Annotated in this window: 11 protein-coding genes; 5 read left to right on the top strand and 6 right to left on the bottom strand. The window is 48.2% G+C overall.

The window, feature by feature from the left end; translation table 11 throughout:
- Positions 1 to 5: 5 nt before the first annotated feature.
- A complete protein-coding gene (locus tag BP71_RS19025) occupies positions 6 to 1,841 on the bottom strand; it encodes an LTA synthase family protein (RefSeq protein ID WP_496382066.1) in 1,836 nt (611 codons plus the stop codon).
- Positions 1,842 to 1,989: 148 nt separating this feature from the next.
- On the opposite strand from BP71_RS19025, the gene BP71_RS19020 reads away from it, so the two are divergent.
- On the top strand, positions 1,990 to 4,176 hold the full coding sequence (locus BP71_RS19020; protein ID WP_496382065.1) for a glutamine synthetase III family protein: 2,187 nt from the start codon (positions 1,990 to 1,992) through the stop codon (positions 4,174 to 4,176).
- Between the two features lie 29 nt (positions 4,177 to 4,205).
- Positions 4,206 to 4,757 carry a hypothetical protein gene (locus tag BP71_RS19015; protein WP_496382064.1) on the top strand — a complete coding sequence of 184 codons (552 nt, stop codon included), beginning with the start codon at positions 4,206 to 4,208 and terminating at the stop codon, positions 4,755 to 4,757.
- Between the two features lie 73 nt (positions 4,758 to 4,830).
- Here BP71_RS19015 and BP71_RS19010 read toward each other — a convergent pair whose 3' ends face one another.
- Positions 4,831 to 5,841: a glutamine synthetase beta-grasp domain-containing protein gene (locus tag BP71_RS19010; protein WP_496382062.1), complete on the bottom strand. Its 1,011-nt coding sequence runs from the start codon at positions 5,839 to 5,841 to the stop codon at positions 4,831 to 4,833.
- A gap of 394 nt (positions 5,842 to 6,235) precedes the next feature.
- Here BP71_RS19010 and BP71_RS19005 point away from each other — a divergent pair, with 394 nt between their 5' ends.
- The 3 genes from BP71_RS19005 to BP71_RS18995 all read left to right on the top strand — a co-directional run bounded on the left by BP71_RS19005 (position 6,236) and on the right by BP71_RS18995 (position 8,627).
- Entirely contained in the window at positions 6,236 to 6,943 is a 708-nt protein-coding gene (locus tag BP71_RS19005) for an RsmE family RNA methyltransferase (RefSeq protein WP_496382060.1), read from the top strand.
- Positions 6,944 to 7,086: 143 nt separating this feature from the next.
- Positions 7,087 to 7,746, top strand: coding sequence for a DUF4159 domain-containing protein (locus tag BP71_RS19000; RefSeq protein ID WP_496382058.1), 660 nt, complete (start codon positions 7,087 to 7,089; stop codon positions 7,744 to 7,746).
- Positions 7,747 to 7,880: 134 nt separating this feature from the next.
- Complete coding sequence (locus BP71_RS18995; protein WP_496382056.1) at positions 7,881 to 8,627, top strand: acyl-CoA desaturase; 747 nt, start codon at positions 7,881 to 7,883, stop codon at positions 8,625 to 8,627.
- A gap of 314 nt (positions 8,628 to 8,941) precedes the next feature.
- Here the strand turns inward: BP71_RS18995 and BP71_RS18990 are convergent, their stop codons facing one another.
- From BP71_RS18990 to BP71_RS18975, 4 genes are read right to left on the bottom strand one after another with little or no spacing between them, the layout of a single operon-like run.
- Positions 8,942 to 10,324, bottom strand: a complete 1,383-nt coding sequence (locus tag BP71_RS18990) for a sensor histidine kinase (RefSeq protein ID WP_496382054.1) — start codon at positions 10,322 to 10,324, stop codon at positions 8,942 to 8,944.
- A gap of 3 nt (positions 10,325 to 10,327) precedes the next feature.
- A complete protein-coding gene (locus tag BP71_RS18985; protein WP_496382052.1) occupies positions 10,328 to 11,005 on the bottom strand; it encodes a response regulator in 678 nt (225 codons plus the stop codon).
- Positions 11,002 to 11,535, bottom strand: a complete 534-nt coding sequence (locus tag BP71_RS18980; RefSeq protein WP_496382050.1) for a 5' nucleotidase, NT5C type — start codon at positions 11,533 to 11,535, stop codon at positions 11,002 to 11,004. Before BP71_RS18980 ends, BP71_RS18985 begins: the two co-directional genes overlap by 4 nt.
- Positions 11,535 to 12,824 (bottom strand): dihydrolipoamide acetyltransferase family protein, encoded by a 1,290-nt coding sequence (locus tag BP71_RS18975; protein WP_496382048.1) that lies wholly within the window; start codon positions 12,822 to 12,824, stop codon positions 11,535 to 11,537. The genes BP71_RS18980 and BP71_RS18975 overlap by 1 nt, the downstream gene beginning before the upstream one ends.
- Between the last annotated feature and the right edge of the window lie 57 nt (positions 12,825 to 12,881).

The raw sequence follows: 12,881 nt of genomic DNA, 5'->3' as shown, positions 1-12,881 counted from the left end.
TATTATCAACGCTTTAAATAATCGCCAAAAGAAGATTCCAGGTAAGCCTTGCTGTTTTCTTCTTCCTGTTTGTTCAAAACGCCGCTTTTTTCGGTGATATGGCCGCCGATGTTGTCGCGGACCAGAAAGCCATCCGGTTTCATCCAGCCCAGTCCGTTGTTGAATGCGAAATAAGCAAAATCGGTGCGACCTCCTCTAAATATGTCGTTGCTCCACGTAAAAGTTCCGGATGGCATGTGCATTTGGTTTAAAAGCGTGGCAGCCAGGTCGGTTTGTGACGCAAGTGTACCCACGCGTGCAGGTGGGACGTTTAACGCGCCCCCGAGCCACAGCATAGGGATGTGGAACTCGGCAGGCTTGTCTTTCCGGGTTTCAGGCAGCGGATGCCCATGGTCGGCAATGATGACGATCAGAGTATTTTTCCACCAGGGTTTGGTCTTCGCCTTTTTAATGAATTCGCCGATCGAGGCGTCGGTATAATGTAAAGCGTTCAGGAACAGGTGCTCGGGGTCATTGCCTGGTATCGCTGTTTTAACGGGCACTTCGAACGGCTCATGACTGCTCAGTGTAAATAGCGTCGTAAAAAAGGGCTCTTTCTGCTTGTCCAGATCGCTGAGCAGCCGGTTGAGCACGATATGGTCGTGGGCGCCCCATTTGGAATTCATATCCTTGCCGTCAAATTCATCTTTGTCAATGATGCGGTCAAAACCTTGTTGCAGGAAATATGACTTCATATTGGCAAACTCGGTTTCGCCTCCGTAGTAGAACGAGGTATGCCAGCCTTTTTTCCTGAACTCGCGCGGTAGCGACGGCAGGCTCGCTGTTTTGGTAGGAATCTTAATAATGGAGGTTGTAGGCTGGGCCGGATAGCCGCTCAGAATGGCGACCATGCCTTTGTCGCTACGGTTGCCGCTTGCGTAAACATGGGTAAAGAGCAGTCCTTCCTTGGTGAGCGCGGCGAATTGCGGTGTCATATCAGGCAGGCCTCCCAGCGGTCCAACTACCTTGGCGGTAAAGCTCTCCCATATCAGTACAATCACATTTTTGCGACCGGTAGTGTCGATGATCTGCTGTGTGCTGCCTTTCGTGTGATACAACCCGGCTACCATTCGATCCGCCTGATTATCCCCGAAGTACTTAAATGGGTTCTCTTTGGAATAACTCTCATTCAGGATCGAACGCATATAGTTCCAGGGCACATTGACGGCCGCATAATTGGCGAAACTTTTATCACTGAAAAATACGGCGCTTTCGTTCATCGGGGCAAGCTGAAAGCCGCCGCGGATCGGGATGATCAGGCTTCCTGAGAGAGCCAGGAATGCTGGTGCGATCAACAGATGCGACACGCGTCTGAAGGAACCTGTGCACCTGTTGATGATCGTTTGTAAGATCCGTTTAACCAGGAAGAATAATGCAAAAAGCAAGAGCAAAAGCGGAATCACTGGGGCCGCGCCCATGGAGGCCATGGCTTCGGCAGGCGTTTCTAGGTAATGCAGCGAGGTGCCGTCGATCCGGAAGCCCCAGGCGCGGAAGAGTTCGAGATCTACCACCGTGAGGAGGGTGATCAGGAATGTGATAATGGTGGTATAAACTGTTAGTGTTTTTTGATACCATTCCCAGTGCTGGCCGGTGAATATCATCAGCAACGCCGGTATCCCAAGAATATACCCCGCAAATGAAATGTCCATGGGCAAGCCATGCTGCGCGCTGGCGACCCAAAGTGAAGGAGGGAGTTCTAATGCCTTTTTATAATGGTAGGCCAGAAAAATAATACGGAAAAACTGGAAAATCAAAACCCAGCTGAGCCCGTATAAGACCACAAATTCAAGTCTTTTACGCATTGGTATCATTGAACAATCCGCAAAGTTCCGAAAAATGCGCAAACTGTGGTAACCGTTGGCCGCCTAATGTGAAAATGTCGGAGCAAATAGTGGTTCCTATTGGTAAATAAATAATTTTGGGGAGAATTAATATAAATCAGTAAATACAATGACTTTTCGTTCCAAAGCTTTTGAGATCGCGCAGGGTCGCGTCTCTCCTGTTTTGACCCCTCCCACAGAAAAAGTGGCCGACCTTTACGGCAGCAATACTTTTAGTGATGATGTTATGAAAACCCTGCTTTCCGCAGAGGCGTATACCAAGATCTCCAATGCGATTCGCTCCGGCTCGACGATCGACCGCGAGGTAGCGGAGGAAGTGGCGGCTGCTATGAAATCATGGGCGATTTCAAAGGGTGCTACCCACTACACGCACTGGTTTCAGCCACTTACCGGAACGACAGCCGAAAAGCACGATTCGTTCTTCGATCTGACGATGGACGGGAAGGCGGTCGAGAAATTCAAGGGCAGCGCGCTGGTTCAGCAGGAGCCGGATGCATCCTCATTCCCGAGCGGCGGTCTGCGCGCGACTTTCGAAGCACGCGGTTACACGGGCTGGGACCCCAGCTCTCCGGCATTCCTGATGGACAATGGCGCAGGCGGAAAAACCCTGTGTATTCCTTCGGTATTCATTTCCTATAACGGAGAGGCGCTGGATTACAAAGCACCGCTGCTGCGTTCGCTGATGATGCTCGACAAGGCAGCAACAGGTGTTTGTCAGTTTTTTAACCGCGACGTCGATAAGGTAACGCCAACACTCGGCATTGAACAGGAGTACTTTCTGGTCGACAAAGCCCTTTACTATGCGAGGCCCGACCTGCTGATGTCCGGAAGGACGGTCTTTGGTCACAATCCGGCACGCGGCCAGCAGCTCGATGATCATTATTTCGGCTCCATTTCACCGCGGGTGAATGCATTCATGGTGGACTTTGAGTTCGAAGCGTTGAAATTGGGTATTCCGGTGCGAACCCGGCATAATGAGGTGGCCCCCGGGCAGTTTGAATGCGCACCGACATTTGAGGAGGTTAACCTGGCGATCGACCACAATGCATTGCTGATGGATCTCATGCAAAAAGTGGGTGACAAGCATAATTTCCAGGTATTGTTCCATGAAAAGCCATTCGCGGGCATTAATGGAAGCGGAAAACACAATAACTGGTCGCTTTCGACAGATACCGGCATCAACCTGCTGGCACCGACGTCGAAGCCAAAAGAAAACCTGCGCTTCCTGACGTTTTTGATGAATGTGGTGAAGGCCGTACATGATCATGCGGACCTTTTGCGTGCTTCTATCTCATCCGCAGGTAACGAACATCGCCTGGGTGCGAATGAGGCACCGCCTTCCATCGTGTCGGTGTTTCTGGGGAATGACCTGACTTCGATGCTGGAAGAGCTGGTGAACAAAGGAGAAATCACGCTCGAAAAGGGGGAGAACTTCTATTACAAGTTGGGTATTACCCGCATTCCGAACCTGCAACGCGACAATACCGACCGTAACCGCACCTCTCCTTTCTGCTTTACCGGTAATAAATTTGAGTACCGTGCTGTCGGCAGTTCGCAGAACAGCGCTTCACCGATGATCATTTTGAATACGATCGTGGCGAATCAGCTGACGGACTTCAAAAAGGAAATGGACGAACGCTTGTCGGGAGGAGAGGAGAAGAAGGTTGCCACGGTTGAAATTCTGAAAAGATATTTCCTGGAATCCAAAAACATCCTTTTTGAAGGAAATGGTTATTCTGAAGAATGGATCGAAGAGGCGGCGCGACGCGGCCTGAGCAACATTCGGGAGACTTTCGATGCATTGTATGCATATAAGACGGACAAGACGGTTTCCGTTTTCGAGAAAATGGGCGTGCTCAGTTCACGCGAGCTGCACGCGCGTTATGAGATTGAGCTTGAAAACTATGTGAAGAAATTGCAGATAGAGTCCCGCGTGATCGGTGATCTTGCATTGAACCACATTGTTTCGACCGTAGTCAAATACCAGTTCAAACTCGCACAGACGGCCCGTTCGCTGACGGACCTGGAAATGCTTGAAGAAGCAGAACCGATTAAGGAAATCATCCGCGACATTTCCTCACACGTGGTGGTGATCAAAAAGCTGGTGCACGAAATGACTGAAAGCCGTAAAAGGGCCAATAATCTGGAAGACCTTTTCGAACGCGCCAAATGCTATGGTTCAGAAGTGAAAGGCTATTTTGACGAGATCCGCTATCATGTCGATAAACTCGAATTGCTGATCGACGATGAGGATTGGCCGCTCGCGAAGTATCGTGAAATGCTATTTTTGGAGTAGTTTTGCAGTCCAAACAAACAGAAGAAAATATGAATCCGGGATTTGATCCAGAAGAAATCGCCCAGCTCAAAAACGAATGCCAGGCAGAAGGGGCGAACTTTATATATGTAGACGACGAATTCGAAGACGATGGCGATAACAACGAGCATGCTCACGTGCAGTTTGTTGGCACCTATAAAGACCAGGAGGTTATTTTTGACGCATTGATCTTCACGTTGCGCCTGCACCACTCGACACTCGTGTACGACGAGGCGATCGAACGTCTCAAAAAGGAAATGCCCGGGTACATTTCACCGGACGAGCGTCCGGCAAATTACAAGATCAGCGATGAACAAGAAGACGAAGCGGAGCTTTTGTTGACCGAGTTTATCGAAGAAATTGAAGAGAACGAAGAGATCACCGTTCGCGAGCACATCGAAATCGACGATCAGTTCGAATACGGTGTTGGCCTGGAAGTGGGTCTGAATAAAACGGAGATCAACGATAAGATCATCAGCGATTTCATCGCCAGCTACATTGCTGGAACGGTTGAGCTAGATCCGACGCTCTATTCTTTTACGGGAAGTGAAGAGGAAGATTGATTTCCCGTAAGATCAACAACAAAAAAACCACCGCAAGGTGGTTTTTTTGTTACTATATGTTTTGTTCTGCGGATCAGATAGCAGATTTAACAGTCTTGATGATACGAGCTGCTACTTTGTAAGGATCAGCGGCCGAGTTTGGACGACGATCTTCCAGGTATCCGCTCCATCCTTTTGCAGGAACTACCACAGGGATACGGATAGAAGCACCACGGTCGGAAACGCCGTAGCTGAAATCATGGATAGAAGCAGTTTCGTGCTTTCCAGTCAGACGGAGGTGGTTGTCAGCACCGTAAACTTCGATGTGTTCTTTTACCACAGGACGGAATGCTTCGCAGATTTTGTCGAAAGTATCTTTGCTTCCGGCAGTTCTCAATGTAGAGTTTGAGAAGTTGGCGTGCATACCGCTTCCGTTCCAGTCAAGCGCGCCCAGAGGCTTGCAGTGCCAGTTGATGGAAACACCGTATTTCTCGCCGATTCTTTCCAGAAGGTAACGGCCCAACCAGATCTGGTCACCAGCTTCCTGTGCACCTTTTGCAAAGATCTGGAATTCCCACTGTCCTGCTGCTACTTCGGCATTGATACCTTCAACGTTCAATCCTGCTTCAAGGCAAGCGTCAAGGTGCTCTTCTACGATCTCGCGGCCGTAAGCATTGGCAGCGCCAACTGAGCAGTAGTATGGGCCTTGCGGCGCCGGATAACCGTTAGCAGGGAAGCCAAGCGGTTTGTTGGTTTCGTTGTCCCAAAGGAAATATTCTTGTTCAAATCCGAACCAGAAGTCATTGTCACCGTCTTCAATAGTTGCGCGACCGTTTGATTCGTGAGGAGTTCCGTCAGCATTCAATACCTCGCACATTACCAGGTATCCATTTTTACGCTGTGGGTCAGTAATAATGTAAACAGGTTTTAGCAAACAGTCTGAAGAACCGCCTGGAGCCTGCTCAGTTGATGAGCCATCAAACGACCACATTGCGCAATCTTCCAGTTTTCCACTAAAATTGTTTTCAATTTTGGTTTTGCTGCGTAAACTTTGGGTCGGCTTGTAGCCATCCAACCAAATATATTCCAGCTTGGACTTTGACATAATAGTACTAGATAAAGTGGTGACGAATAATTATAACGGCACAATATTAATGCAAAAATGTATTTACAAAAAATAAATGTTAGGAAAAATTAACCTTATGCAAAATAATATTGTGTTCGTGGTAGTATTGTCAGTAAAAAATGCATTATTCTAATAAATCGGACTCGTTTTGAAATCAGGGCCTTCGGAGTGAATTTTTGTAAAAAGTGGCAAAACAGGTGTTATTTCTATGTAATTATATAAATAATAGCGTGAAAGTTCAATAATATCGGTTTTGTGCTTTCAATACGGAATAGAATTTGAGAGGGATTGGATTTTTGGCGCTTTTGAAGAATTTTTGTATATTTTTGGACGTGTGACGGCTTTTCGTCCACCATATCGGATTATTGGAAAAATGCATTTATTTTATCAGCCTGACCCTCGGGTTTTTGAACTGGATGAGGAGGAAGCCAGGCATAGTTTTAAGGTGTTGAGGTTGCATTCGGGTGACCTCATTTATGTGACGAATGGGAACGGGCTGCTTCAAAAATGCCGCCTCAATATACAGGGACGGCATGTTGGCTACGAGGTCGTGGAAAGCAGCGTTGTGGAGCGGCGCCCATTTGCGGTACACATTGCGGTGGCACCCACGCGCAAAGCCGAGCGGAATGAGTGGATGGTAGAGAAATTGACCGAGATAGGAGTGGAGCGCATCGATTTCATAATAACGGAGCATACAAATCCCGAAACGCTGAACCGTGTGGTGAATCTCGCCCGACTCAACAGAATTGCTGCCGCAGCAATGAAACAGTCCCAGCAATATTATTTACCCGAAATAACAGTAAACAGCAAATACGAAACGTTTATCAGAAGCGCTTCTGAAGCGGTTAAGCTGATTGCTTATGTTCCGGAGCAAAATAAGGTGGAGCATGTGTTCAGCAAAGTAAAGGCAAAGCAGGATACGTTGTTGCTAATAGGTCCGGAAGGAGATTTCAGTCCGAAAGAGGTAGAGCAGGCCATCGAACTTGGTTTCGAAACCGTTTCGCTGGGGCCTACAAGGTTAAGAACCGAAACGGCCGCTATTGCAGGCTGTCACGCGATCAACCTGGCACAATTTGTGTAACAGGAGAAATGGGGAAATGGAGGAAGGGGATGAAGGGAAACAGAAGGATTTGTCTCATTCCTAATATACCAGAAGGCAGTTCCGATCCCCTTGGACTTATTCATTCACTCATTCAGTCAATTAAAATTATATACCGCACACCGATGAAACTTAGCACCTTCCTGACCCTCGCATTTCTCTGGATCGCGGTCACCGTTAATGCGCAATCGTCGTTAAAAATTGCGAAGCTGAAATACGGCGGCGGCGGTGACTGGTATGCGAACAAAACGTCATTGCCTAACCTGATCAAGTTTTGTAACTCCGAATTAAAAATGAACATCAATCCGTTGGAGGATGTGGTGGAAGTGGGCAGCCCCGATATCTTTTCGTACCCGTTCGTGCATATGACGGGGCACGGTAATGTGGTTTTTACGGATGCCGAAGCACAAAACCTGAGAAACTACCTGCTTTCCGGTGGTTTTTTGCATGTGGATGACAACTATGGGCTGGATCAGTTTATCAGAAGGGAAATGAAAAAGGTTTTTCCGGAGCTCTCGTTTGTCGAGCTGCCTTTTGATCATCAGATCTACCGTATGAAATATATTTTTCCGGACGGCTTGCCCAAAGTGCACGAGCACGACGGAAAGCAACCGCAAGGTTTTGGGTTGATCTGGCAGGGCCGATTGGTTTGCTATTACAGCTACGAAACCGACCTCGGAAATGGCTGGGAAGATCAGAGTGTTTACAACGATCCTGAGGAAATGCGAAGAAAAGCACTCCAAATGGGAGCCAATCTGCTCAGCTATGCTTTCATGATCCAATGATGCCCTATGCAGGGACGATTTGTGACAGAGGGCTATGATTATATTCCAAATTTAGTTTGGGAAATTTCGGTTTTCTAACCTTTGGCACTTACTTTTGTACAAAGTTTAGCATATTAAAATTTTTACGCCGTTCCATGTATATAGTCCTGATTGTATTTGTTGTACATTGGTATTTGTCCCTATTCTGTCAAACCTTTTTTCTGCACCGCTATTCCGCTCATAAGATGTTCATTATGAGTAAGCCGTGGGAACGGTTCTTCTATTTGCTTACTTACCTTTCACAAGGCTCTTCCTACCTGAGCCCACGTGCATATGCTATTTTGCACCGGATGCACCACGCGTTTAGCGACACGGAAAAAGATCCCCATTCTCCGCATCATACCAAAAACCTTTTTACCATGATGTGGGAGACCAAAAATATTTACAATGCCGTTTTGAACCGCAAACGCGCTATCGAGACACGTTTCGAACGCAACTATCCGGAGTGGAATTTTGTCGAGAAGCTCGGCGACTCCTGGATTTCACGTGTGGGCTGGGGCGTGATTTACCTCGCTTTTTATGTGCTTGCCTTCATCTATCTGGATATGCACTGGGCATTCTTTTTCCTGCTGCCGATCCATTTCCTGATGGGGCCGATCCACGGAGCGATCGTGAACTGGAGTGGGCATAAATACGGCTACCAGAACTTTGACAACGACGACAAGTCTAAAAACTCCCTGATCTTCGATTTCCTGATGATGGGGGAATTGTTCCAGAATAACCACCATAAAAGACCCAATTCGATCAACTTCGGTTCGAAATGGTTTGAGGTCGATCCGACTTACCCGGTGATCAAACTTTTGAACAGGTTGAAGATTATCGAGATTCGGAAGAAGCACTGAGGGCTTCGCCTAATCATTGGTAGTCAGGTATGGTCATAAATTGTGAGAGGTGAAATTGGCAGAGTATGCTGATTTTGTCTCTTTTTTTGTAGATCAAATATCCTACTCCCGCTGAGTACTCCTGACCAGAAATGACACCACTTCACCCAATGCGGCAAAAAAATTGGCAGGCGTGAGTGACACCTGCCAAATTTGCTTATTAACACCACAAAAAATGAAATCCTTTGAAATGCGACGCTGAGCTTTTGCTCTGTCGACATTACAAATAAGATCAACAATACTTAGAATGGCGTTAATAATAAGTTAGAATTTGCTTAGAGGCGTAAAAAAAGCAATCGGAAGGTGGTACCCTTTGGTACATTAGACTGGATTGAAATGCCGCCGTTGTGCAACTTCACGATCCGTTCCACCAACGAAAGCCCGATACCGTACCCTTTGATACTCGCAGTGTTATCACTCCGGTAAAATGGCTGGAAAACAAGCGTCCGGTCTTCTTGGGGAATACCCTTGCCATTGTCGGAAAAACTGAGCCCCAACTGGCCTCTCGATGGGTGTAGGGTAACAATTACCGTGTTGTTGTCGGAGAACTTGCAGGCATTATCCATCAGGTTCAGGAATGCGGTTTTCAGCAGTGTGGAATTCCCTGTAATTTCAAGCCAGGCATCGTCTTCGGGAAGGTCGTCGAAGTTGAGCTGGATATTGTAGCTGGGATTGGCCTGGGCCAGGTTCATACGGCAGTCCAGCAGCAGATCGTCCACACGGATGACCTCTGTCAGCAAATCACGCTGGTCTTCGCTCACTTTTGCCAATTCTAATAAAGTATTGGATAGTTGCGCCAGTTCCTGAATGTCTTCAAGTACAGACTTAATTGTAAGCTGATAGTCAGAAGTGTTGCGTTCTTTCAGCATACTCACTTCCAGCTGTGACTTGATCTTTGTAAGCGGGTTTTTCAATTCATGCGACACATTGGCAACGAAAATTTTCTGCATTTGAAAAGCCGTTTCAATGCGATCGAGCAATTTATTGAAAGTAGTAGTCAAACGGCCGATTTCGTCTTTTTGGTTGGGTACGTCGAGCCGGGTATCAAGTTTTTGAGGTAAAATGCCTTCTACTGCGTTCATTACTTTGGAAATAGGCCTGAGGGCACGTTTGGAAAATATCCATCCCACCAGGGCCACCACAATGGTCACAATGAAAAAGAGCGCGGTTAGAAGCGTACTGAGGTTGGAGAGATTGGCCTGCCCGTACAAATCTTTGGCACCCAGCATAACGACCGCCCTGCCAAAGGGATATTTGAAATACAAACCCACCACTTTGTAGTCGCCGTCGGTATAGCGGATCTGCCCGGCCTTGCGGATCTCATCGAGCCAGTAGTTCGATACGTGCAGGGCTTTCAGCTGAGGTGTAGTAGAGTTGCTGTAAATCAGCCGGTTCTTTTCGTCGAAAATGAAGATGTTCTCGTCATAGATCAGGTCCCGGTTGGTTTCATCCAGCGCTTTTAATACCTCTGCATTGATCAACGGAACCTGCACTTTCAGTAAGAGCTCGGCCTGGGACTTTGCCTTCGATCGCAGCCGGTCATAGAAATCTTCGGTAACGTTGTAATAGGTAAAGAAATAGACCGCAACGAAGGTGATCAGCAGGATACCGCTTACCAGCAGGGAGAACTGAACCGTAAGTCGGGTGCGGATCTGCATAATCTATTCTACTTTGAGCACATAGCCCATTCCAAACTGCGTGTGAATGAGTTTGACGGGGTAGTCCCTGTCGATCTTTTTGCGAAGATAGTTGACATACACTTCAATTACATTGGTGCCGGTGTCAAACCCGATGTCCCAGACCTGTTCTGCGATCTCCACCTTGGAAATAACCCGCCCCTGATTGCGGATGAGATAAACGAGCAGGTTAAACTCCCGGGCCGTGAGGTTGATTTTGTTGCCCGATCTATACACCGTTTTGGCGTCGAGTGATACTTCCAGGTCGGCGAAGCGAAGGACCTGAGCGGTGTGCGAGACCGTGGACCCGCGTTTGGTGAGCGCACGTACGCGTGCAAGCAACTCTTTGAACTCGAATGGCTTGACAAGGTAGTCATCCGCTCCGGCGTCGAGGCCAGTGACCTTATCGTCCGTCGTGCCCAGCGCCGTGAGCATCAGAATAGGTGTTTCGTCACCCCAGCTGCGGATTTCGCGGCAGAGTTCGATACCATTGATGCCGGGTATGATAATATCACTGATGATCAGCTGATAACCATTGCTGCGGGCCAATTGCTTACCGATCAGCCCGTCGTAGGCGATGTCCACTTCGTAGCCGTTCTCCTCTAATCCCTGCCGGATGGATTGCAGCGTTTTGGGTTCATCCTCAATCAGTAACAGTTTCATACGCTATGCAAAAATAGTTCAGCAACTTCTGTCCAGCTGGAAACCCGCTTATACGAGGTTTCCCTTAAATTATGAGGGGCCGTAAAAAGAATCCCTTTCCCTTTGAATGCGGCCAGGTTCCGCACATGGTCATCGATCAGGTAATCCGACCGGATAATGCTTTTGTATCCGCAGAAAACGACATTTGTCCAGGGAATGAAAGGAAAATGTCGTTTCAGCCAGTCGAATTTGTCGCGGAACGAATTAGGAAACTCCATACAGGCTGTGGCTACGAACAATTCGTAATACTTCGAAAGCGTGTGGACCGTATCGGCTGCCCCTTCCTTCACGGGGATATCGGCAAAAAAGCCGGGAGAATCCATGATCTTATGCAGCTTCGAGAGCTGTTTTGGATGCAATAACTCGCGCAGGCCCCGCGATTGAAGATCTTCCCTGTTCAATGTAGTCGAAAAATCATTCAGGACAATGTCGATGAGCTTTTCGTGGGTGTTGGCAAGCACATCGTCCATATCCAGGGTGAGTCTCAGCATCAGATAAGCGTTCTGTTGGTGTCGAAGTTTTCGAGGTAATCGTTTACGCGTTTCAGGAACAAACCGCCCAGCGACCCGTCCACAACACGATGGTCATATGAATGTGAGATAAACATCAGGCTCCGGATACCCAGCAAGTCACCCTGAGGCGTTTCGATGACCGCCGGTTTCTTTTTGATCGCACCAAACGCCATGATTGCTACCTGCGGCTGCACGATAATGGGTGTCCCCATGAGATTGGCGAAAGCGCCGATATTGGAAACCGTGTAGGTCCCTCCCGCAAGGTCGTCGGCTTTCAGCTTGTTTTCACGTGCCCGTCTGGCCAGGTCGTTGACTTTGCGCGCAAGCCCGGGAAGGTCGTACCGATCGGCGTGGTGAATGACCGGCACGATAAGGTTGCCGTCCGGCAATGCCACGGCCATTCCTATATTGATATCTTTCTTTTTGATGATCTTGTCCCCTTCGACGGAAATGTTGATCAGCGGATAGTCTTTGATCGCTTTTACGACGGCTTCGATCAGGATGGGGGTGAATGTAATGCTGTCCCCGGTTTTCTTCCGGTATTCGTTTTTGACATGCTCGCGCCAGTTCACGACAGGCGTCATGTCCGCTTCGATAAAGGAAGTCACGTGCGCAGATATGCGTTTGGAGTCGACCATGCGCTGTGAGATCATCTTCCGCATGCGGTCCATTTCGATGACCTCGTTGGCACCGTTGAGTGACGTGGAGGGAACAAAACTATCCGGTTTGTTGCGTCTTTGCCGGATATAGGACAGGATGTCGGTCTTCGTCACCCTGTTTTCGAGTCCGGTCCCGGGGATACTGGCCAGTTCTTTTTCTGAAATTTCCTCTTCCCGGGCAATGCTGAGCACCAGCGGAGAATAAAAAGGGTTGATCTCTGAATTGGAATGTTTGAGCTCCAGGGCAGGCTCCGGTTTCCTGTTGATCGCCGTTTCGATTTCTTTTTCAAGCCCTGCCACCGTAGAAATCACGTCGTTCTCCTCTTCCACAAGTATGGGCGCAATGGCTGTTTCCCCAACAACATCGTCGGCTACCTCTATCTGCGCCACCGCACTTCCGATAGGCACCACGTCGTTCACCTGCACAAGCCATTTGGTCAGGATACCGTCGTAGGGGCAGGGTACTTCGGTATCTACTTTATCGGTAGCGACTTCGAGAATGGAATCATCGATGCGTACTTTCGCGCCCTCTTCGGCGAGCAGGTGAAGTACGGTGCATTCCATGATGCTTTCCCCCATCGGAGGCATTACCATTTCAACTATTTTCATATTGGTGTTTTTTCGAAGGTAAGGAAAACTGCTTCCGATACCTTGCCATTCAGTCCC

This window comes from Dyadobacter ginsengisoli DSM 21015 (genome assembly GCF_059568735.1).
This window is presented reverse-complemented; position numbering and strand designations above follow the sequence as displayed.